This window comes from Paenibacillus sp. G2S3, assembly GCF_030123105.1.
Lineage (GTDB): Bacteria > Bacillota > Bacilli > Paenibacillales > Paenibacillaceae > Paenibacillus_AQ.
In genome coordinates this window covers 4,569,349-4,592,421 of record NZ_CP126095.1, presented here as the reverse complement: position 1 = coordinate 4,592,421, position 23,073 = coordinate 4,569,349, and the positions used below count along the sequence as shown (strand labels likewise).

Sequence of the window (23,073 nt, the reverse complement as noted above, 5' to 3'; positions counted from 1 at the left end):
GATGGAGACTTTTTTATGAATTTCAAAAAAATAGGTGTCATCGGCGGTGGCACAATGGGACAAGGTATTGCTGAAATGTTAGCAGCCAAAGGCCTGGATGTATTACTGGTGGAGAAAACCGCGGAGAAACTGGACTACTCTTACGAAATGATCGAGACAAGTCTAGATAAGCAACTGGAGAAATGGGCGATCACTCAAGCTGAGAAGAAGCTGATTCTTAGCCGCATTCAAAAAGTGACACATTTCGCGGAGCTCAGCTCTTGTGACATGGTTATCGAAACCATTGTTGAGGATTTGGAAGAAAAGAAAAAGATTTTGAATCAATTGGATCAAGTATGCCCGAACCACATTATTCTTGCCAGCAATACATCAACACTTAGCTTGACTGAACTTGCAAGTTCTACGATGTATCCGGAACGCGTGATCGGAATGCATTTCATATATCCTGTAGCTAAAGTGGATCTTGTAGAAATCGTACGTGGTCTGAAAACTTCAGATGCTACTTTTGAAGATACAAAATCCTTTGTTGATGAGATTGTTGAGAAAAAAGGTGTAATGATTTATGAATCCCCAGGATTTGTAACATCACGCCTCATTTGCTTGTTTATCAATGAAGCTATGCATGTGCTGCAAGAAGGCGTTGCCTCCGCACAGGATATTGACGATGCTATGCGTATTGGTTATCAATTCCAATATGGACCGCTTGAAATGGCTGACAGATTTGGCCTGGATTCGGTACTTGCGGCACTCGAAAATATGTTCCGTGAATACGGAGAACTGAAATACCGTCCTTCTACAATTCTTAAGAAGATGGTACGTGCAGGACAACTGGGTATGAAATCAGGAGAAGGCTTCTTCAAGTACGACAAGGATGGTGACCGTGTATGAATATTTTAGTTATTAACTCAGGTAGTTCTTCTTTGAAATATCAGCTGTATAACATGACCGATGAATCGGTTTTGGCTAAGGGTTTGGTTGAACGTATTGGGATGGATTCCTCCATTCTGAATCATAAACCTACTGGCAAAGCGGAAGTGACAGAAGTAAGCGAAATTCTGGAACATAATACTGCGATTCGCAAAGTCCTTGCTTGTCTTACAGACAAAGAGCATGGTGTAATTGAATCTATTAAAGAAATTGATGCTGTAGGTCACCGCGTAGTGCATGGTGGAGAGTTCTTCAAATCCTCCGCACTTGTGGATGCTGACGCAAAAACGAAAATTCGTCAATTGTTTGACCTTGCACCACTGCATAACCCAGCAGCAATGATGGGGATTACGGCTTCTGAAGTAAATATGCCAGGTGTACCGCAGGTTGTTGTATTCGATACTGCATTCCACCAAACCATGCCTGAAAAAGCTTATATGTACGCTATTCCTAGAGTATTGTACAATAAATATAAAGTTCGTCGTTATGGCGCACACGGTACATCACACGACTTCGTAAGCAAGGCTGCTGCGGAGTACTTGGAGCGTCCGCTGGAAGATCTGAAGATCATTACTTGTCATATCGGTAACGGCGGTAGTGTAACTGCAGTTCAAGGTGGAGTATCCGTGGATACTTCCATGGGTATGACCCCTCTGGAAGGTTTGATGATGGGTACTCGCAGTGGCGATCTTGACCCAGCTATTGTCCCTTATGTGATGAACAAGGAAGAATTGTCCGTAGGCGAAGTTAACTCCATGTTGAATAAACATAGTGGTCTCTTAGCAATTTCGGGCGTAAGCAGTGACATGCGTGATATTATTGAGGGTATGGAAAAAGGTGAGCCTAATTCCACACTAGCTTTTGAAATGTATGAGTACCGCTTGCGCAAGTATATCGGTTCATATACGGCTGCCATGAACGGTGTAGATGCGATCGTATTTACTGCCGGTGTTGGTGAAAATGCTTCATTGCTTCGTGAGAAACTGCTAAATAACCTTACATTCCTGGGTATTGAGTTGGATGCTGAAGCTAACAAAGTTCGTTCCGGCGATCCACGTCGTATCTCTACGGAAGATTCCAAGGTACAAGTGCTAGTAGTTCCGACAAACGAAGAACTTGTCATTGCACGTGATACACACCGTATTGTGCAAGGAATTAACGGCTAAATTAGAGGAGAGATTGAAGGCATGGCTAACAAGAGTGTAATTAAGAACGTGAATGAACATGTTGGAGAGAGTGTTGTTATCGGTTGTTGGGTAAACAACAAGCGCTCCAGTGGTAAAATTCAGTTCCTGCAGCTTCGTGATGGTACAGGTTATATTCAGGGAGTTGTAGTGAAATCAGAAGTGCCTGAAGAGGTATGGGATGCAGCTAAGAGCCTCACACAGGAAAGCTCTTTGTATGTTACCGGAATTATCCGCGAGGAACCTCGCAGTCAATCTGGTTTTGAAATGACTGTAACTGGAATTGAAGTCTTGCATCTTACAGAGAATTATCCAATTACTCCGAAAGAGCATGGCGTAGATTTCTTGATGGATCACCGTCACCTCTGGCTGCGTGCCTCGAAGCAGCGGGCTGTTCTGGTAATTCGTGCGGAAATTATTCGTGCAATCCAACAGTTCTTCAACGAGAGTGGATTTACAAAGGTGGATCCTCCGATTCTGACGCCAACGTCAGCAGAAGGAACTACTAACTTGTTCCACACGAAGTACTTCGATGAGGACGCCTATCTAACACAAAGCGGACAGTTGTATATGGAAGCTGCGGCAATGGCACTAGGCCGTGTATATTCCTTTGGACCAACTTTCCGTGCAGAGAAATCTAAGACTCGTCGCCACTTAATTGAGTTCTGGATGATCGAGCCAGAAATGGCCTTTACAGATCACGAAGAAAGCTTGAAGGTTCAGGAAGAATTTATTAGCTTCGTAGTGCAATCTGTATTGAAGAATTGCCGTGCGGAGTTGGAAGCGGTAGGTCGCGATATTTCCAAGCTGGAGAATATCAAAGCACCATTCCCACGCATTACTTATGACGATGCGATCAAGTTCTTGAACGATAAAGGCTTTGAAGATATTGCTTGGGGTGATGATTTCGGTGCACCTCATGAAACAGCAATCGCAGAAGCATTCGATAAACCTGTATTTATTACTCATTATCCTGCTTCTTTCAAAGCGTTCTATATGAAGCCAGATCCAAACCGTCCGGAAGTCGTACTGTGTGCGGATATGATCGCTCCAGAAGGCTACGGAGAGATTATTGGTGGTTCACAGCGGATCGATGATCCTGCGCTGCTTGAAGAGCGTTACAAAGAGCATAATCTTTCGATGGACTCTTACAAATGGTACATGGATCTGCGTACTTACGGATCTGTACCTCACTCTGGTTTTGGACTTGGACTTGAGCGTACTGTAGCTTGGATCTGTGGCCTTGACCATGTACGTGAGACTATTCCATTCCCACGTACACTGTACCGTCTCTACCCATAAGTTCTTATATTTGAAGGGGGACGTTCATGGACGGCAAAGGATGGAGTACCTGGGGCGAAGGCGTCTCCTTCGGTCTGGAGAACGGAATGGCCGTCATACCTTACGCATTACTGAAGTATTACCGGAAGCTGAATTTAAGCGGAAGTGAAGCTATGCTGCTGATACATCTGCTTTCTTTCAGGCAGGTGGAAGGAATTGACTTCCCTTCTCTTGAGGAGCTTCAGGTTGTAACTGGCCGTAGCATATCTGTACTAGCAGGAGAGTTGCAGAAGCTTATGAAGGAAGGTTTTATTAGCATCGATGGAGACAACGATGAGCTAAGAGACATCCATTATGAACGCTACAATTTCTCAGGGTTATACGGAAAGCTTGGTGCTTATCTAGCGACAGTTGTACAAGAGCATGAGCAAGATAAGCACGTAGGTGGCTATGCAACGTCGGCACCTCGAGCTGCTTCAGGGGGTGGATTCGGCGGAAAGCCCCCCTCATCTCCTTCTCAACTTGGGGCTGAAGAGGAAAGCCGAAATCTGTTCAGTATTTTCGAAAAGGAATTCGGACGTCCGCTATCTCCAATGGAGTGTGAGACGATATCCAGTTGGGTGGATCAAGACCGGTATCCCGAGGAGCTGATTCTGTTAGCGCTGAAGGAATCTGTATTTGCAGGAAAGGTTCATTTCCGTTATATTGATCGAATATTGCTGGAATGGGCCCGCAACCGGGTCAAGAACGCTCAGGATGTTAAGAACTATACACAAAAATTCCGCAATGGCGGAAGATAGATAGATTAGGAGAGAACCGCACTGCTTTAGCCCATCGCTAAAGTCAGTGCGGTTCTTTTTAATATTTTTATTAAAAAGTGCAGGGGTAGTTGTAATCGGGCGCGTCTATTGCTGTGGGAAGGAGGGGAGAGTCATTGAAGAAGAGGTATTAATCCAGCGGATTTGCCAAGGTAACGAGGATGCATTCCGTCAATTTGTAAATACATACAGTCAGCAAATTTACAAAATTACTTATTCTGTATTACGCGATGTCAAAATGGCTGAAGATGCTGCTCAGGAAGCTTTTTTACAAATGTACAAATCTCTCCCTGACTACCGTTATCAAGGCTTAAAGTCATGGATTACACGGATCGCCTTAAATAAGGCAATTGATGCGAAACGTAAACGTGATCGACTTAGGGAACTTCCTGTTGACTATGAGCTTGTACTGAGCCAGACCGCTTCCAACGAAGAGGATGTGTTGTCAGGTGTTATACGCCGTGATCGGATGGATCGGCTGCTCGGTGAAATCAATAGCCTGCCTGAAACTCATCGTGAAATTATGGTGGCTTATTATCTGGAACATAAAAAATATGATCAGATTGCTGCAGAGCAGGGAATTTCCCTGAAGACGGTAGAGTCCAGATTGTATAGGGCGAGACAATGGATCCGAAATCATTGGAAGGAGGACGAATGGCTATGATGAAGCGTGGAGACGATCTAATCCAACGGGAACAAGCAAAAGCTTATATTGAAGGTCACATGGACGAAGCGACCAGAGAAGATTGGGAACAGTTGCTGCTAGAAGATACGGAAAGTTTTACTTCATACATGGAAATATTGGATCAGCTGCAGGAGGATCTGCCTTCATTGGAGAATTCGTCTATTTTTACAGAGAGGGTTATGGCAGATTGGGCTAAAATGACGGAATCTTCAGCAGCATTGGAACAAGTGACGGTTGAAGAAGGGGGACGGCGATATCGCTGGTATGAAAAGACAATCTTTCATTATGCGGTTGCCGCGTCACTTACGCTGTTGATAATGACATCTGGTATGTTTGATAAGCTGCACACAGGTCAAATGGAGCTTATGATCCCTAAAAAAGATAATTCCCTATCATTTAGCGAGCAAGTCATACAGGCAACTAGCGGATGGTTGGATCAGCTAATGGGCAGCAGAAAGTGATGAGAGGAGAAATGAAATATGCAACAGCAGCGTAGTAAATTAAAGGCTTTTTTTCTTAATTTGATTCCTGGAGCAGGTCATTATTATATGGGAAAACGCCCACAGGGAATTGTTTATCTTCTGTTAAGCTTTGGCATCTTATTTATGTCATTCTTAATAGCTGTGGCTGAAGGTGCCGAGGATATTCTATTAATGGGTGTGATAGGGTTCCTACTTATTGGGACGGTTTCGATGGTGCATCTGGTGGTTAAAATGCTGCAGATGCCTGCTCCGATAATGACTCCAGATGGATCGAATTTTGATTTTTCTTCAATGCCCGTTAAGACAGACGATAATGAGCGTGTACATGTAATTTTATTATCGTTCATTCCAGGATTGGGTCATTTTCATATGGGGTTGATGCAGCGAGGATTGTCTTTCCTCATTTCTTTCTTCGGTTTTATGACCGTGATGTTATTCCTGGCAGGGATTACGTCAAGTGATGTTTTCCTTCTCCTGTTTGGCGTATTACCAGTGATTTGGTTATATTGTATGTTTGATGCGGTTCAGTTAATCCATCGCAAGCAAGCTGGAGAAGAAATGGTAGATCGTACTTTATTCGAAGAGATGGAGGCTGGTCGTGAGGAGGGGCGCCGTAGCAAAGTTTTGGCTACACTGCTTTCTGCTTTTCCGGGTGCCGGACAAATGTATCTAGGGCTGCAAAAAAGAGGATTACAGCTCATGTTACTATTCCTAGGAAGCATTTATGTCATGGACCTACTGCGGTTAACGTTACTCTTCTTCCTGATCCCAGTCATTTGGTTTTACAGTTTGTTCGATGGCTTACAGCTTGTCAGCCGACATGGACGTGAACCTTTACAGGATAAGCCAGTCATAGAAGGATTTTTAAATCATCAAGGATGGCTTGGAGCTGCTCTGATGTGTCTAGGACTGTATTACATTGTAGTTAATGTCGCAGTTCCTGCGCTTGATATCAGATTTCCTGGATGGCGTTTAGAGTATATAGTCAATGAATATTTCAGGACCTTTATCGTATCTGTGCTGTTGATTGGCGGTGGTTTGAAGCTGATGGCGGGAAGCAAGAACAATAAAGGGAGAAAAGGGACAGGTGGTCATTCTTGAATAATCCGACAGAATTACAGCAAGGAGTTATTGTTTCAAGTGAGCGTCCGGTTGCTGAAGATAAATCAAGACGCTGGCGTGTTGGAACGTTGTCGATGGGATTGAGCCTTTTATTTCTGGGAGCACTAATCATGGTCTCGCAGTGGAGGGGCGCCGAAGTGTTTGAGACGACGCTTGCTTGGTGGCCGATCATTTTTATATTATTAGGCTTAGAAATTGTGATATACACTTTATGGTTTCGTGGAAAAGGAAAAATGTATTATGATGTGCTAAGCGTTCTGTTCGTAGGGTTTATAGTTGTATGTTGTTTGGTTTTTGCGGGATTTAGTTCTTTAGGATTAACACAGGAATTTCGCCGTACCGTTTCAGCTGTGCAAGAAAGTTACGCATTGCCAGATTGGAAGGGAGCCGTTCCAGAGGGCGTTAGTACCATCATTATCCAAGCTGCAGAGCCTTATGGGATTAAAGTAGATCAAACGGGTGGAAACGAGCTGAATGTATTCGGGAGTTATTCTTCAAATAAAGGAAAGCTACAAGAAGCACAAGAGCAACAGCTGCTTCAAACTAAGCATGTTGGGAATACGCTATACATCATTTTAGGGGAAACTCCTAGAAATCTGCTATTCGATAATTCTCGGAACACACTGGACGTGACTGTTGGGGCTCCGGCTAATGTTAAAGTGATTGTTCGAGATACTTATGGAAATGTTGTAACGGGCTAATCATGACCTTAAATTAAAAAAAAGATCGCTTCCTGACCAATGTGGTATGGGAAGCGATCTTTTTATTTTACGAATGCAGCTCTTTCTCAAGCGCAGCGCCCATTTCACGGGAACGTTCGGCACAGCGATTTACTGCCGCGATGACAGTTTCAAAAAATTCTCCTTGCTCGAGTACTTCTATCGCTGCTTGTGTAGAGCCATTCGGGGATGTGACCTTCTTACGAAGTGCAGCTGGATCCTCGCCCGTCTGTTGTACCATTCTAGCAGCGCCAAGAACCGTTTGAACGGTTAACTCCGTGCTTTGATCAAGCGGCAGTCCGCCCCGTATACCGGCAGCGATCATTGCCTCCATCATGTAATAAATGTAGGCAGGTCCACTGCCGGAAATACCCGTTAAGGTCTCCATGCGTTCTTCATCAATGACTGTTGTTAGTCCGACAGCTTCAAAGATGTTGAGTGCAAGGCGTCGTCCTTTCTCATCTACTTCTTTGGAAAAGGCTATGCCAGTGGCACCAAGACCTATGGAACTAGAAGTATTCGGCATAGTACGGACGATGGGTTGCTCTTTGCCAAGCAGACCTTGCATCGTTCGAATGGACAGCCCAGCAATTACAGAGACTATGATCTGATCAGGTGAGAGAAGTGGGCTGAGTCCCCGAAGTGCTTCTGCAGCGTCTTTTGGTTTCATAGCCAACACGATTACTGGTGAGTTCCGTAGGTAATCTGTTTTTTGTTCAGGATCATTTGTACCGATTACACCGTAACGACTTCTTAGTTCTGCCAGACGTTCACTACTGCTACGGTTAAGCATAATAACATTATCGGATTTCACGATACTACGGCTAATCATCCCGCGAACGATGGCTTCTGCCATAGAGCCTGCGCCATAAAATACAATATTATGATTCATAAGTGGAATGGAAGGTTGCTGACACATGGCTCAAAATCCTCCTAAAATTGGTGTAATTAAAAACGGATGCATGGACACTAACCCCGAATTTGACCTGTTCCGTAAATCTTATATTTGGTTGAAGTAAGAGCAGGCAGACCCATCGGTCCACGGGCATGGAGTTTCTGTGTACTAATGCCGATCTCTGCACCAAATCCAAATTCAAAGCCGTCTGTGAAGCGGGTTGAAGCATTGTGGTAAACAGCTGCAGCATCAACCTCCTGTAAGAAGCGTGAAGCGTTATCCGGATCTTCAGTTACGATACATTCCGAGTGCTTCGTGCCATACTGGGCGATATGCTGCATAGCTTCGTCTAAATCGCTGACGATTTTGATATTCAAGATATAATCATTATATTCAGTAGCATAGTCCTCTAATGTTGCAGGTAATGCCCATGGGACAAAGGATAATGTTTCCTGGCAGCCACGTAATTCAACGTTAACATCACGGAAAGCTTTGGCCAAAGAAAGCAGATACTCGTTTGCGTAATCCTTATGAACGAGTAGCGTCTCCATGGAATTGCAAACTGAAGGGCGCTGTGCTTTGGCATTCAGACTAATGTTCTGAGCCATTTCTGGCAAAGCGCTTGCGTCGAGATAAGTATGGCAGATGCCTGCACCCGTTTCAATGACGGGCACGGTTGCGTTAAGCACAACATTTTGAATAAGTGAACTTCCTCCGCGAGGGATAATCACGTCAAGTAGTCCGTTGAGCTTAAGCATTTCATCAACCGAGGAACGGTTGGGATCTTCGATCAGCTGTAGCGCATTTTTCGGCATTGAAGTATTTGCTAGAGCGTTGTGAAGAACCTCGACAATTTGTCGGTTGGAGGACAGGGCGGAGGAGCCACCACGCAACACAACAGCGTTACCAGTCTTTAGACACAGACCAGCGGCATCAACAGTTACGTTTGGACGTGCTTCATAGATGATGCCGATGACACCGAGTGGAACACGGAGTTTCTGGATGTTGAGACCATTTGGACGTTCAATAGTTTCTAGCGTGTCACCAATTGGATCGGGTAATACAGCGATTTGTTGAAGTCCTTCTGCGATACTGTTAATTCGGCCTACATCTAACGCTAGTCGATCAAGCATGGACTCAGGAGTACCACTTAAGCGTCCGCGTTCCAGATCTTCCCGGTTGGCAGCAATGATAGCTGGAGCTTCACGGCGCAGCGCATCAGCCATAACTAAGAGTGCTTCATTTTTTTGGCCGGTAGTTAGACTCGCTAATACTCCGGTGGTTTCCTTGGCTAATTTTGCTTTATTGACAACTTCACTCATGACGATTCCTCCTTAAATTTGTATGGGCAAAATTTTTACCTCAATGTAATCCATTCGTCACGGTGAATGACCTCCAGCCGGTGTACTTCTCCCAGCTTCGGTACAATCTGACGGCTGGGTAAACCTTGAATACTGCGCAGCTGAGTGTCATCGTAATTCACAATCCCGCGTCCCAGCAATTTGGAGTCTGGTCCAAGGACTTCTACAACATCCCCAGCGTGAAAGTTACCTTCGATCTGCTTGACGCCGACAGGCAGCAGACTATGACCGCCATGAAGCAGCGCTTCAACGGCGCCTTCGTCAACGTACAGGGAGCCGAGTGGGGTGGACATAAAGCCAAGCCATTGCTTTTTAACAGGTAAAGAAGATAACTTGGTTGCAAAATAAGTACCTCGGCCCGAGCCTGTCGCTGCGAGTTGTAAATCCCCTGGTTCGGTAGCTCTCCCAACAAAGACGGGCACACCGCCTCGTGTAGCGATCTTGGCAGCATCGATTTTTGAACGCATGCCACCTGTCCCCACACTAGAGCCAGCTCCACCAGCAATAGCATAAATCTCCGGCGTAATATCATCAACGAACTGATAGCGAATAGCGTCGGGATGTTTCCGAGGATCTCCACTATATAAGCCATCCATGTCAGTTAAGACGAGCAATCTGGTGGCTTTCAGCAGGTTAGCTACCAGCGCGGACAAAGTATCGTTATCACCGAATTTTAACTCATCAACGGAGACGGTGTCATTCTCGTTAAATACGGGTACCGCTCCTAGGCGAAGCAGCTCTTCTACCGTCATCATAGCGTTGTTCATAGCTCTGCGACTGCAAAAGTCGGTACGGGTTAGTAGGATCTGTGCTGTGGTTATTCCATGCTCGGCAAAAGCTTCCTGATATGCCTGCATGAGCAGTACTTGGCCTACAGCTGCAGCTGCTTGCTTCTCATGTAGCAGCTTCGGACGTGTAGGATAACCGATACTGCGAAAGCCTGCGGCTACAGCACCGGAGGTTACTAATAACACCTCGCAGCCGTTTCTCTTCAATTCGGCAATCTCTGAAGCGAAGAAGGACACGGCTTCGCGATTCAATCCGCCTTCTGTTCCAGTCAGTGAGCTGCTGCCTATTTTGACTACGATTCGTGTCGTCATATCTGTTCACTTCCTCAGTATTTTTATAGATGCTGAAAACGACAAAAAGCCCCCATCCTTAGACTTAGCAAAGGACGAAAGCTTGTAAACTTCCGCGGTACCACCTTCATTGATGAGGGATCATCCGACTTCATTCTCGTAACGGGAGGATCCGTCCTGCTTAGCACAGGCCGCTCGGGGGTAGGATTCGGAACGAAAACCGCGGTAAATTCTTTCAGCCTGTCGGAATTTACTCTCTAGGCGCGGTTAGACTCATTCTTACTGGTCCCGTCTGCACGTTTCACTTATTTTCAATAGAATACCATGGAGATGGTTGCTTTGCAAAGGAAAAACGAAGGAACTATTTCTCGCATTAGAAAGCTTTGATTATTCTGTTTAACCTCTAAGTACGGGGGTGGAATACTTATAATCTGTTACCAAGAGGTGGACTAAATTGACTAAAGACAACAATCCTGAGCAGGCGCAGAATCAAGATCTAAACGAAAAAGCAGAGTTCCAGAATAGTGTAACTCGTGAATTTGTGGAAAATCATACAGGGACACCTAACGATAATGGGCCAGTTAATGAAAGTGCGGCTCGGTGTCAGATGATCAGAGCAGCCCTCCAAGGGTCTATTCTTCGGTTAATTCAGATACCGTAGATTTAAATGTTTCTACAAAAGCCTTAGCGGCTTTAGATAAATAACGTCCGCGTCGATAGGCTACGACAAGTGTTCGGCTAGGGGCAGGATCAGTGAGCGGTAAGTAGACAGGGACGAATTCACTCCGCGGTGCACGGGCAATAAAATGAGGCACAAGAGTTACACCCATTCCAGTGGCGACCAGTGACTGAACTGTTTCCATGTTATTGCTCTCAAAAACAATTTTTGGTTCGAAGCCAGCGTTTCGGCACAGATCCATAGTCATTTTACGGAAGCCTTGGCCTTCTTTAAGTACGATAAATGGCTCGTCCTTTAGTTCTTCCAAAGAGGTCTTAGTTCCATCTAAGCTACGTTTAGCTAGCGGGTGTTCGGGTGGGACTGCAAGATCGATCCTTTCCTCACCCAGTTCTTCGTAAGCAAGAGCCGGAATTTCGAGCGGCAATGAGAGCAGGCTTAAATCAGTCTGACCACTCGCAGTGAGCTTCTCTAGGTTCATGGAGGAGTCTTCGAGCAGAGTGATTTCTACTTCCGGGTAATTTTGTTTAAAAACCGGAAGTACATGCGGTAGTAAATGTGCACCAGTGATCGGCATACTGCCTACAACGACGCGCCCGGTACGTAGTTCAGAAATATCAGACATTTCTTGTCGCAGCAGTTCTACGCCATCAATGATGATTTGGGCTTGCTCTACGAATTTAGATCCAGCATAGGTCAGTTCAACAGAGCTGGTATTTCGCTGGAACAGCATTACACCGAGCTCTTTTTCCAGCTTGGAAAGCTGCTGACTGAGTGATGGTTGGGCAATGTGCAGCTTGTCCGCTGCACGGGAGAAGTTTTTTTCGGCTGCGATTTGCAGTACATATTGTAGTTGTCTCAGTTCCATGTATAAACTCCTTTGGGAGATTGTTTTTACTTATAAGTATAACCTATGAAACTGATGTTTTATATAGGTTCGCATGTAAGCTCGTGCACGAACGCACTGACCGGCAAATAGGAAGGTGTGGTTTACCAGTATTCGCTGGAGTCCTTTATGTTTGCCGGTCTAATTTCGATGCTACGCTATTACGTCTTACTATACTTTGCGGGCTGGAGAGATGCTTTGAGGGTTGTTAAATATATTTCCCGGGTCATATTTAGCTTTGACTCTCCGTAATCTAGGATAGTTCGCTCCATAATATACTGGTCCGGAATTTTTAATTCCCTGGTCTGGAACGTTGATGTAGCTCCCCACGATAAATGGCTGCAGCTTCCGACGTGTATTTCTTACTACGAATATATTTCTGGCAGCTTCCGATTTCTTGATCCATGAGCTATTCCACTCAACATAGAATTTCGCTTTACGCCAGTAAAAGGCTGTAGATTTGGGTGACTTACGGCTCACAGCTCCGCCCCAGTTGAGGAAAAAGAAACCTGCGAATTCTCCCTCCACTTTCTCTAAGAATTCACGCATGGACTTAATTGCCTTGTCCGGGAAGGGTTTTCTTACGAAACCGCTGGAGAACTGGTTGCTGACTCTTTGAGTTAGCACTGGATCAGGTGCTAACATAAAACTCACTACTTTTGTATAGGGCAAAGAGCGGATGATTTGATTCGTAGGCGTTCCAACGCTCGTAACGGGCTTTAAGAGGCGGGAAGCCTCTGCCTTTGATCCGAGGAACAGCCCCGTCATAGTGACATTACCGCCTTTTTTCGGACCAATGGATAATTCACTGCCCAGTTTGGTATTAACGCAAGGAGCCCAGAGTTGCCAAGCTTTGAATACCTTCTCGAACTGATCCCAAGGCCAGGTGATTCGAAAAACGGTAGCCGAAGCTGGAGCAGGACGTACTTTGAATTTGTAACTGGTGTAAACTCCGAAATTCCCCCCGCCACCTCCGCGGGAAGCCCAGAGGAGATCAGAGTTACTATTCTTATTGGCACGAATAATTTTCCCTTTGGCATCAACCATTTCGAGTTCGATTAGATTATCACTAACAAGGCCCACGGTTCGCTGGAGCGGCCCGATACCCCCGCCTAGGGTGATGCCTCCGATTCCAACCGTAGGGCTATCGCCGAATGGAGCCATATATCCTTGCCCAGCTAGCGTGTGTGCAATTCTCCCCACTGTATTTCCGGTACCCACAACAACAGTTCCTGATTTTTTATTTAGTTTGATTTTCTTCATTTCACTTACATCGATGACAATACCTCCGGTGACCTGTGAAAGATTAACCTCCAGAGAATGTCTACCGCTTCTTGCACGGATGGGGACTTTATTCTCGTTAGCCCATTTTATGGCGTTTGCAACATCTTGTGTTTTTTGTGCGAAAACAAACACTTTCGGGAATTTGTCAGTATGCGGATCCCAATTCTTACGTGCCGTTTCATACCCTTGATCACCTTTGAAAATAACTCGCCCGGTAAGTCTCGTTCTTGACTTCAATTGTTCCAACTCCTTCTGAGCTACTAACACGTAATATAGTATGAAGGGCATTGGTCTATGGAATGGGCTGAAGCGGAGTGAGATTTTTTCCTAGAGGTCAATTGTAGGAGAGAAGGATCATATTCATATGCCTTTATTGAACAATAAAGAGGGTCCATATAAATAAACAAGTAGCATAATATACTTCAGTCTATCTTATAGGTTCAACCTATCACTTCTATAGATATCATATCTTGGAATTATAAAGACGGTGATGTTATATTTAGATCATTCAAGAGAGACTCCACGCTCTCTTCCAATGAACGATTCTATTAATGAGGTGAAATTATGAGCAACAAGACAATGTTTGAGAAGATTTGGGATAATCATGTTATTCATCAAGAGGAAGGTAAGCCTAGCATTATTTATATTGATCTGCATTTGGTTCATGAAGTAACTTCCCCACAAGCTTTCGAAGGACTTCGCCTTAGTAACCGTAAGGTTCGCCGTCCTGAGCTGACTTTCGCTACCATGGATCACAACGTTCCTACCAAGGATCGTTTTAACATTAAAGATCCAATTTCCAAACAACAAATTGATACACTTTCTAAGAACTGTGCTGATTTTGGTGTGAGATTGTTCGACCTGAATGATATCGATCAAGGTGTTGTTCACGTAATGGGACCTGAGATTGGCTTGACTCATCCTGGCAAAACTATCGTGTGTGGCGATAGCCATACCTCTACACATGGAGCATTCGGTGCACTGGCCTTTGGTATCGGAACAAGTGAAGTTGAACATGTAATGGCTACCCAATGTTTGCAGCAATCCAAAGCTAAAACTATGGAAGTTCGTTTCACAGGTAAACGCAATCCTGGTGTAACAGCAAAGGATATGATCCTTGGTGTTATTGCTAAGTATGGTACTGATTTTGCAACAGGTTATGTAATTGAGTACACAGGTGAAGCTATTCGTGAGCTGTCGATGGAAGAACGTATGACCGTCTGCAACATGTCGATCGAAGGCGGAGCAAGAGCAGGCTTGATCGCTCCTGACGAAACTACTTTTAACTATCTGCGTGGACGTCAATATGTGCCGCAAGGTGAAGCTTATGACGCTGCTGTTGAAGGATGGAAGAGTCTTGTTAGTGACGAAGGTGCTCAGTACGATACGGTTGTTGATTTCGATGTGGAAACTTTGATTCCTCAAGTAACCTGGGGAACTAGCCCGGGTATGGGAACGGACATCAGCTCCAGCGTACCGAATCCAGCTGACTTCACCACAGAAAACGAACGCAAAGCTGCTGAAAAAGCGCTTGAATATATGGATTTGACACCTGGAACGCCTATTTCTGAAATTCCAATTGATTATGTATTTATCGGTTCTTGTACTAACGGACGGATCGAAGATTTAAGAGCCGCAGCTGTGGTAGCAAAAGGCCATAAAGTCTCTGACAACGTTACTGCAATTGTTGTTCCTGGATCTGGTCGTGTTAAAATGCAGGCTGAGAAGGAAGGGCTTGATAAAGTCTTTACCGACGCGGGCTTTGAATGGCGTGAAGCGGGATGCAGTATGTGCCTCGCGATGAACCCTGATGTATTGCAACCTGGGCAACGCTGCGCATCTACCTCGAACCGTAACTTTGAAGGACGTCAAGGTCGCGGTGGACGCACGCATCTGGTATCCCCAGCAATGGCTGCTGCAGCTGCAATAAAAGGTCGCTTCACTGATGTGCGTGATTGGAACTATAAGACGGAAGCCGTCAGCTCATAGAACTAGAGAGAACACGGGAGGATAAAACTATGGATGCTTTTAAAAAATTAACAGGAATTGTTGCACCAGTAGATCGGGTGAATGTAGATACGGATGCGATTATCCCAAAACAGTTCTTGAAACGGATTGAACGGACAGGATTTGGACAATTTTTGTTCTACGAATGGCGTTTTGATGAAGCTGGTAACGATAACCCTGCTTTTGAAATGAATAAACCACGCTATAAAGGTGCTTCTGTCTTAATCTCACGTGCTAACTTTGGCTGTGGTTCCTCACGGGAGCATGCACCTTGGGCGATTATGGATTATGGGTTCAGAGTTGTCATTGCACCTTCTTATGCAGATATCTTCTACAACAACTGCTTTAAGAACGGCATTTTGCCGATCAAGCTTTCGGAAGAGCAAGTGGATGAGCTGTTTAATCGCACAGCCGAGCATGATGGCTACCAATTGACAGTCGATCTTGAGAGCAATACACTTCACGATGAATTTGGACTGAGCATCAGCTTTGATCTGGATGAGCACCGTCGTCAGTTCTTGCTACAAGGTCTGGATGATATCGGATTAACTCTTCAGCATGCGGATGAAATTGCTGCGTACGAAGAGCGTCATGCGGCTAAGTTATTTTCATAATTTTAGGATATAACTGGTTTCATTCTTAACTTTTACAAAAATTACGTAAAACTTCTATTTCCGGGTGTCGGAAATAGAAGTTTTTTTGCTATAATCGAAATATTCATTGGTGATAAAGGAAACATTTGGTGATTTCTGTCGTCTAATTACTTATCTAGAATCTATCACTTGCAGAAGGAGCGGGAAAATGAGAAGAGTTGGGTATCGAACGTTGCTGTTATTGTTGCTGCCGTTATTATTACTATCATTCACTGGACGTGAAGCTGCCGCAGCTGGTAGTAGCTCAGGCAGAATTATTATGGACAATCAAGAGCTTGCATTACCAAAAGGAATTAAACTTGAGAACGTCAATGGTAGCGTTATGATTCCCGTCAGAGTGGTAGTGGAGAATCTTGGATTTGAGGTGTTATGGGAACAGCAGGCCCGCAAAGTAACGGTTCACCAAGATGGAAAAAGCATTGAGCTGGCTGTAGGAAAAAAAACAGCTGCTGCGGATGGGGTAACGTTTGATTTAAACGCAGCACCCAAGCAAAGTGGTGGTACAGTTCTCGTTCCGATTCGCTTCGTAAGTGAGCAGTTCGGTCTAAAGGTTGGCTGGGATAATAGTGATAAAACGGTCTATTTGACGGGTGGGCAAGCTTCGGTGGCTACACCTGAGGGAACCGTTACTAGTCCAACAGCAACAAGTACTCCTTCTCCAACTCAGATTACTACACCCGGCATGGATAATGGCACAAGCTCTGGAAGTGTTTTGCCCTCACCGACACCACAATCATCCTCAGTACCAGGAAGCACTGGTGTGAATGCAGCAGGTCCGCTTGTAAATGGGGCAGCCTTCACTGAGAATCGATTAATCATCGCTGTTTCTGGGGCTCCTAAACCTAGCATCACAAAAATGAGCAGTCCAGATCGAATCGTCGTAGATTTTCCTGGTGCAGCTTTTGCTCCTGATTTCGTAGGAGGTCTACCGAGTATTACCACAAACGGAAGTCCGCAAGGGAAGCTAGATGTTACTGGTTACCCTTTAGTTTCTGAGATCCGGTATGCGTTGTTCAGTGTAAGTCCTTCTACTGTTAGGTTTGTGATTCAAACGATCGGTAGCCAGCCTTATCAATTAAGTACGGATGAAAGTACTGGACTGGTGACACTAGATTTGAATGTTACAGGCAGTGAAGGGAACACCTCAGGTGGTAGTGGAATGACTGGTAAGCCAGTTGTAGTTCTCGACGCGGGTCATGGAGGGACACAATCTGGAGCTGTCAGTCTCACGGGTAAGCTGGAAAAAGACTTCAATCTAGCGGTTATACGTAAAGTACAAACACTACTTATGCAGGAAGCTTTGGTTGATGTCGTATTTACTAGGACTGAAGATATTACGTTGGGTCTTCAGGATCGAGTAAATATCGCAGAAGCGGCAAAGGCTAATCTATTTATTTCAGTGCATGGGAATTCACTGGAGCTAGGTTATCCGAATAGAGACAAAATAAATGGCAGTGAAACGTACTATTCGCGTAGTGGGAGTCTGCCGTTTGCTCAGATCATGCACAAACATCTGATAGCTGGTACTGGATTCAAGGACAACGGAGTAAGAACGAAAAGTCTGCATGTTACAAGAGAAACCAGTATGCCGGCAGTACTTCTAGAAGTGGGGTATCTTACCAATTCAGGAAATGAATCAGGGATGTATAGTGAGCAGCTTCAAGACAAATTAGCGAGGGAAATTGTAGCCGGTATTAAGGAATATCTAGGACTTTAATACTTGATGTTGGTGAGATTTCTCAATTTTTATGGAATATATTCGCAACCTTTATAGATTAATAGCGTCTAATAGAGGTCTGAGGTTGACGTAGACAGGCCATCACGATCGCCATTCACAGGCGAATACTAGATTTAGAGGTGAAGAATGAAGAAATTCAGTTTGATGTTGTTTTTGTTGCTCTTAGTATTTGTTTTGCCTGAGAACGGACATGCTGCTGCCGGGAATAGCAAGATTTATCTGGACGGCAAGGAGCTGACCGCAGGGCAAAATGTCCCGGTTGAGAATGTGAATGATACAATCATGGTGCCGTTAAGGTTGATCTCTGAAAGCCTTGGATATAACGTGGGTTGGGATCAGAAGAGCAAGACGGTAACGATTGAACAGCAAGGAAAGGTCATCAAACTGGTTGTGAATCAAAAGATAGCCTCAGTTGATGACAAGACAGTAACACTTACCACGGCACCAATCCTTCGTAGTAATACGACACTTGTACCGATTCGGTTCATTAGTGAACAGTTTGGATTAAATGTCTCGTGGGACAACGTGAAGAAGAGTGTGTATCTTATTACCCCAGGATCCTCAAATGATAACGGTAGTTCAGGTGGAAATACTGAAAATGGTGGATCTGAGGTTGTACCGCCGGTAGATCCTTCTAAGAATTTAACGATGGTAAATGGTGTGAGCTTTAGTGAAAATCGTTTGAGTATTGCCATGGAGGGTAATTCAGTACCGAAAGTGACAGTGATGACTGGGCCGGATCGGTTAGTTGTTGATTTACCTAATGCCACCTTCTCAGACCTATTTGGCACAGGACAGATCCTTGATCCTGACCTTAACGGTAGCTTGGAAGTGAAGGATTATCCCGATGTATCAGGAGTACGTTACTCCCTTTATAGCACGAATCCTTATACAGTACGTTTTGTAATTGATTTGAACTATGCTAAGAATTACAACGTTAGCGTAACTGGAGACGATTCTAAGCTGGTTGTAATCGATCTAAATGCGGAAAGTACTGATGATACTACAACACAACCAGGAAATAACGGCAGAAAGCTAGTAGTATTAGATGCAGGACATGGAGCTAAAGATTCTGGAGCAGTGGGTGTTACAGGTAAATACGAGAAGAATTTTAATTTGGCCATCGTACTTAAGACAGCTGAATTGCTGAAAAAAGAAAGTAATATTGACGTCGTATTAACACGAAGTAATGATACTTTCTTGGAGCTTAAAGAAAGAGCGGCTATGGCAAATAATTTAAAAGCTGATATCTTCATATCTGTACATGCCAATAGCTCAGGTTCCTCTTCAGCTAGTGGAACAGAAACGTATTATCAACGGGAAGCCAGTAAAGCATTGGCGAACGTAATGCATAAATATCTTGTTCAAGCTACAGGGCTTAGCGATCGCGGTGTACGTTATGGGAATTTCCATGTTATCCGTGAAACGAAAATGCCTGCAGTATTACTTGAAGTGGGATACCTTAGCAACAAAAAAGATGAGGCATTGCTCTTTACAGATGCACTTCAAAACAAAGTTGCGGCTTCAATAGTGAGTGGGATTAAGGAATATTTGGGTATAAAATAACAGACCAGTGGCAGACGAGCGCCGCAAAGTCAGCTTTCTGCTTTTATTTTAAAAGGCAAGAAGTGGTTTTGCGGTACCTGTCTGCCCGTATTCATCTAGAGGAGGCGTTTATTAATGATCAAACAAAAATGGAGTACAATTGGGATCGCTACACTACTTCTGCTAGTGATTGCTGGCTGTGGAGACAAGCCTACTGCGGCTCCAGCAAATGGTGTGGAGCAAGATACTTCAAATGTTGTAAGTGGTGCGGGAGAAAGTACACCGGCTCCAAGCGATGAACCAGGAAACGAAGTGGCTAGCACTCCGCAACCGACAGCAGATAATAGCAACACAGAAGCTCAGGCAACTGCAAAGCCAGTAGCAGATGAGAAGCAAAAACAGAGCCAGAGTATCGATGCATATTATACGGATTCACAAGTTATGGATCTGATTCCTGCTAAGACTAGCATTAGCTTCTCTGACGATGCCCAGAAATATACAGAGACGTTCAAAGCATTGCAAAGCAACGAGAATACTGAGCTTGTATCGTTATGGGGTAAGATTAAACTGAAATCGTTAAAGTTTGTAGATGGCCAAATTGTTATGGATATTCATAAACCGGAGGAAGCACAGCTGGGTGCTGGTGGGGAGTCGCTAGCGATTTCATCACTTGCCAAGACCTATTTTCAATTTGAAGAAGTGAAAAGTATCGAAGTTTTGGTGGATGGTGAAAAGGTTGAGAGCTTGATGGGTCATGTTGATCTAATGCATCCAATGACTAGAGATAATAGCTAATTGTTATTATAACAAAGGAAAAAAGCATCTGACTGACGAACTATAACTTATACTATTTATTTGAGTCATAGAGAGGGGAATAATCTATTGTCCGCGCAAAAAAGGTCAAAACGTCCATTGAAGGCTTATTCTACGAAAGCAGTATCGGCTGTTATGGCTGGAGCCATGATTTTTAGTGGCGCAAGCGCTGTGTTTGCAGATACAGCTGCTACGACAGCAGCAACAACCACTCCACAATCTGTAGGCATTTTTAGCGATGTGAAGACAGGATTTTGGGCTGAAAAGCATATTTATAAACTAGCATCACAAGGAATTGTGGTTGGTAATAATGGTTTGTTCCGACCTGGGGATTCTGTAACTCAGCAGGAAGCTGTGCTTATGGCATTACGTTTTATGAAGCTACAGGATAAAGTCGATACTTCTTCAACAGTTACCTTACCTAATGATTTTAAGGTTACGAATTATTACAAGGATTATGTAGTGTTGGCCTTTCAACAAGGCCTACTTGATAAGGCGACCGAAATGGCTCCAGATAATCTGAAGACATCTTGGGGAGAGCGTAAAGCCTCCCGCGAATGGATTTCTGAACTCTTAATTCGTGCACTAGGAAAAAGTGCAGATGCAGCAGTAGCAGCTAGTGAGCCGACAGGCTTTGCGGATGATGCTAAAGTGTCTGCAAACAAAAGAGGGTACATCAATGTTGCTGTTGATCTGAAACTAGCAAATGGTCTTGACGGTAATCGCTTTGATCCACAAGGGGCTGTGACCCGTGCTCAATTGGCGACCTTTTTCAGCCGTGCGGAAGCTCACAATACGGTTGAATATGACAACACGGTATCAGGTACAATCAGTCAATTAACAGATGGGAAACTATCCGTTTATAACAATGGAAAGAATTCTACATATACCCTGGGAGCGAGCACCGCTTATTACACAAGCGCTTCTGAAAGCAGAATAAATCTAAGTGATATCCAACCTTACACTAAGGTTACTGTAATTGGAGCTACATATAATGCAGCTTATGTAGAAGTGACCGATCCTACGCAACAAGTTGAGAGCCTTTCTGGAAACTTCGCAATGGTAGCACCTGGTAATAAACTATGGCTAAAATCAGCTACTGGGTTCACAGAATATTACTATGATGAAACGACTACTTTTGTAGATGCGAGTGGGACCCCAATTGAACCTGCTTCGCTGGTAGCAGACAGTGTAGTTACTTTGCAACGTGAGACTTACAGTGGATCACACAGAGTGGTCAATGTTCAAGTGACTTCAGGCGTTGTTAACAAAACGACAACAGGTACCGTTCAAAGTATAGATCTTACTGGGAAAAGCATTACGTTTAAAAATGCTGCTGGTACGGTGGAAACCTTTAAATGGGAAGATGGAACTTCATTATTCAGCTCGCAATCATCAGTGCTGCAGCCAGCAGATTTAAAGACAGGTGCTGCTGTCAAATATACGATTAAGGAAAATGTGATACGTACTGTAGAAGTGACAGAAGGTGTTGAACGGACAGTTCAAGGTGTACTTAACGAACTGAGCAATTCAACCGTTGTGTATAAAAAAACGGACGGAACACGTGAGGTTAAACTGTTAGGCACGAAGCCGGTGATTGTTATTCCGAATATGAATAGCGCTGTGGTTGATGATCTTATAGCTGATACAGTAGGTGGGGACAAAATTCAGCTTACGCTGAACAGCAGTGATCAAGTCATAAAGATTGAAGTGTTAAGCCGTCAAATTGAGCAGTATAGTGGAGCGACGGTTATTGACTATAATACTAAAACACAACTGTTGACAGTTATGGATACTGAAAAAAAGGCACATGTCGTTCAGTTGGATGAAAAAACAAAATTGTTGATTGAAGGCGTACTTCCTAACTTAAGTAATATAGGTACGAAACTTGTTGAGAACCGTAAAGTGAATTTAACGGCAATAGGTCAACGGGCTCTGTCTTTGGAAATTGTCACAAAGTACGAAGGAACCCTGTCTGCTGTTAATTCTTCTTTTAAAACAATTGTATTGAAGCTTAAGGACAGTGGGCAAACTATAACAATGCCTTATCCACAATTAGTTGATATTTTTGGGAAGACTAATCCAACCTTAAGTGATGCTACTGTCGGTAGTAATGTGACAGCCTCACTGACAACTAGTCAGGATCTAATTGCAGTATTGAAAGTAAAGACCGTTCTTCAGGTTGAAGCAGCAACCGTTAATTCTGGAACCAACCGTATAGGTATTAAATGGAATGGGGGGACCAGTGAGATTAATACTGCGGCGCTCCCAATAACAAATGAAGCCGGTGAGAGCATTAAGCTAACCGCTTTGAAATCCGGAGATTATCTGAATGTGACTTTTGATGGAAGCACACCGCTCGCTATTCAGGCAGTTAAGCTTACAACGGGTCAGATTAGTTCAGTAGGAGCTGCAACGAATAGCTTAATTGTGAAGGAGTATGCTGGAGCAGCACAAAACTTTACGGTAAGTGGTGGGGTTAGAATCATACGTGATGGCGCCACAACAACTGCTCTTAGTAACTTAACAACAGCGGACAGAGTGGAGATTCGTAAAGACACGGATGGAGCGACAGTCATTCGTGTGTTACCACAGTTAACTCGTTCATTCTCTCGCTATGACAGTACGACGAACTCATTGGTTACTAAGAGAGCTAATCTGAACGATAAGTATCAGTTCACTCTTGCTTCAAATGTATATGTTCATCAAGGAGATACGACATTGTCCGTGCAATCTCTGAAAGAAAATGATAATATTATAATGTATTTCAATAATGATATCGTGGTTGAAATTGTGAAACAATAGTAGCAATGGTGGATTTCCGAGTGAATCACCGTCTTGACACAGGAGCTTTGCCTGCGTCAAGACGTTTTTTTTGAAATATAAGAAAGTATAAGAGTTGTATTTTCTTGAAATGT

General features: G+C 44.1%; 20 protein-coding genes. 15 read left to right on the top strand and 5 right to left on the bottom strand.

Annotated features, from left to right (window positions below; translation table 11 throughout):
* Window positions 1-15 precede the first annotated feature (15 nt).
* Genes QNH28_RS20135 through QNH28_RS20100 form a run of 8 tightly spaced genes read left to right on the top strand, consistent with a single transcriptional unit; the run spans window position 16 to window position 7,200 of the window.
* The gene (locus QNH28_RS20135) at window positions 16-888 is read left to right on the top strand and encodes a 3-hydroxyacyl-CoA dehydrogenase family protein (RefSeq protein ID WP_042129488.1); all 873 of its coding nucleotides are present in this window, start codon (window positions 16-18) and stop codon (window positions 886-888) included.
* Window positions 885-2,093, top strand: coding sequence for an acetate/propionate family kinase (locus tag QNH28_RS20130; protein ID WP_283908263.1), 1,209 nt, complete (start codon window positions 885-887; stop codon window positions 2,091-2,093). Before QNH28_RS20135 ends, QNH28_RS20130 begins: the two co-directional genes overlap by 4 nt.
* Window positions 2,094-2,114: 21 nt before the next feature.
* Window positions 2,115-3,413 carry an asparagine--tRNA ligase gene (gene asnS, locus QNH28_RS20125; RefSeq protein WP_283908262.1) on the top strand — a complete coding sequence of 433 codons (1,299 nt, stop codon included), beginning with the start codon at window positions 2,115-2,117 and terminating at the stop codon, window positions 3,411-3,413.
* 26 nt (window positions 3,414-3,439) lie between these two features.
* The gene (locus tag QNH28_RS20120; RefSeq protein WP_060622747.1) at window positions 3,440-4,192 is read left to right on the top strand and encodes a DnaD domain-containing protein; all 753 of its coding nucleotides are present in this window, start codon (window positions 3,440-3,442) and stop codon (window positions 4,190-4,192) included.
* 46 nt (window positions 4,193-4,238) lie between these two features.
* A complete protein-coding gene (locus QNH28_RS20115; RefSeq protein ID WP_256721643.1) occupies window positions 4,239-4,874 on the top strand; it encodes an RNA polymerase sigma factor in 636 nt (211 codons plus the stop codon).
* Window positions 4,865-5,356: a hypothetical protein gene (locus QNH28_RS20110; RefSeq protein ID WP_283908261.1), complete on the top strand. Its 492-nt coding sequence runs from the start codon at window positions 4,865-4,867 to the stop codon at window positions 5,354-5,356. The genes QNH28_RS20115 and QNH28_RS20110 overlap by 10 nt, the downstream gene beginning before the upstream one ends.
* A gap of 18 nt (window positions 5,357-5,374) precedes the next feature.
* Window positions 5,375-6,478 (top strand): hypothetical protein, encoded by a 1,104-nt coding sequence (locus QNH28_RS20105; RefSeq protein WP_283908260.1) that lies wholly within the window; start codon window positions 5,375-5,377, stop codon window positions 6,476-6,478.
* On the top strand, window positions 6,475-7,200 hold the full coding sequence (locus QNH28_RS20100; protein ID WP_283908259.1) for a hypothetical protein: 726 nt from the start codon (window positions 6,475-6,477) through the stop codon (window positions 7,198-7,200). Before QNH28_RS20105 ends, QNH28_RS20100 begins: the two co-directional genes overlap by 4 nt.
* Window positions 7,201-7,267: 67 nt before the next feature.
* On the opposite strand, the gene proC is transcribed toward QNH28_RS20100, so the two are convergent.
* The 3 genes from proC to proB are packed head-to-tail and all read right to left on the bottom strand — an operon-like array spanning window position 7,268 to window position 10,574.
* On the bottom strand, window positions 7,268-8,137 hold the full coding sequence (proC, locus tag QNH28_RS20095) for a pyrroline-5-carboxylate reductase (protein WP_042190097.1): 870 nt from the start codon (window positions 8,135-8,137) through the stop codon (window positions 7,268-7,270).
* 50 nt (window positions 8,138-8,187) lie between these two features.
* Entirely contained in the window at window positions 8,188-9,435 is a 1,248-nt protein-coding gene (locus QNH28_RS20090) for a glutamate-5-semialdehyde dehydrogenase (protein ID WP_283908258.1), read from the bottom strand.
* Window positions 9,436-9,470: 35 nt separating this feature from the next.
* The gene (gene proB, locus QNH28_RS20085) at window positions 9,471-10,574 is read right to left on the bottom strand and encodes a glutamate 5-kinase (RefSeq protein ID WP_076284588.1); all 1,104 of its coding nucleotides are present in this window, start codon (window positions 10,572-10,574) and stop codon (window positions 9,471-9,473) included.
* Window positions 10,575-11,007: 433 nt separating this feature from the next.
* On the opposite strand from proB, the gene QNH28_RS20080 reads away from it, so the two are divergent.
* Window positions 11,008-11,214, top strand: a complete 207-nt coding sequence (locus QNH28_RS20080; RefSeq protein WP_149646840.1) for a hypothetical protein — start codon at window positions 11,008-11,010, stop codon at window positions 11,212-11,214.
* On the opposite strand, the gene QNH28_RS20075 is transcribed toward QNH28_RS20080, so the two are convergent.
* Both QNH28_RS20075 and QNH28_RS20070 read right to left on the bottom strand, forming a co-directional pair.
* Window positions 11,186-12,097: a LysR family transcriptional regulator gene (locus QNH28_RS20075; protein ID WP_076284590.1), complete on the bottom strand. Its 912-nt coding sequence runs from the start codon at window positions 12,095-12,097 to the stop codon at window positions 11,186-11,188. The genes QNH28_RS20080 and QNH28_RS20075 overlap by 29 nt on opposite strands.
* A gap of 189 nt (window positions 12,098-12,286) precedes the next feature.
* Complete coding sequence (locus QNH28_RS20070) at window positions 12,287-13,636, bottom strand: FAD-binding oxidoreductase (RefSeq protein ID WP_283908257.1); 1,350 nt, start codon at window positions 13,634-13,636, stop codon at window positions 12,287-12,289.
* 327 nt (window positions 13,637-13,963) lie between these two features.
* Here QNH28_RS20070 and leuC point away from each other — a divergent pair, with 327 nt between their 5' ends.
* The 6 genes from leuC to QNH28_RS20040 all read left to right on the top strand — a co-directional run bounded on the left by leuC (window position 13,964) and on the right by QNH28_RS20040 (window position 22,960).
* Complete coding sequence (leuC, locus tag QNH28_RS20065; protein WP_283908256.1) at window positions 13,964-15,388, top strand: 3-isopropylmalate dehydratase large subunit; 1,425 nt, start codon at window positions 13,964-13,966, stop codon at window positions 15,386-15,388.
* 29 nt (window positions 15,389-15,417) lie between these two features.
* The gene (gene leuD, locus QNH28_RS20060) at window positions 15,418-16,020 is read left to right on the top strand and encodes a 3-isopropylmalate dehydratase small subunit (protein WP_283908255.1); all 603 of its coding nucleotides are present in this window, start codon (window positions 15,418-15,420) and stop codon (window positions 16,018-16,020) included.
* A 187-nt stretch (window positions 16,021-16,207) separates the two neighbouring features.
* Window positions 16,208-17,776 carry an N-acetylmuramoyl-L-alanine amidase family protein gene (locus QNH28_RS20055; protein ID WP_283908254.1) on the top strand — a complete coding sequence of 523 codons (1,569 nt, stop codon included), beginning with the start codon at window positions 16,208-16,210 and terminating at the stop codon, window positions 17,774-17,776.
* A gap of 147 nt (window positions 17,777-17,923) precedes the next feature.
* On the top strand, window positions 17,924-19,363 hold the full coding sequence (locus QNH28_RS20050) for an N-acetylmuramoyl-L-alanine amidase family protein (protein WP_283908253.1): 1,440 nt from the start codon (window positions 17,924-17,926) through the stop codon (window positions 19,361-19,363).
* A gap of 114 nt (window positions 19,364-19,477) precedes the next feature.
* Complete coding sequence (locus QNH28_RS20045) at window positions 19,478-20,137, top strand: GerMN domain-containing protein (RefSeq protein ID WP_283908252.1); 660 nt, start codon at window positions 19,478-19,480, stop codon at window positions 20,135-20,137.
* 87 nt (window positions 20,138-20,224) lie between these two features.
* The gene (locus QNH28_RS20040) at window positions 20,225-22,960 is read left to right on the top strand and encodes an S-layer homology domain-containing protein (protein WP_283908251.1); all 2,736 of its coding nucleotides are present in this window, start codon (window positions 20,225-20,227) and stop codon (window positions 22,958-22,960) included.
* The last annotated feature ends 113 nt before the right edge of the window (window positions 22,961-23,073 follow it).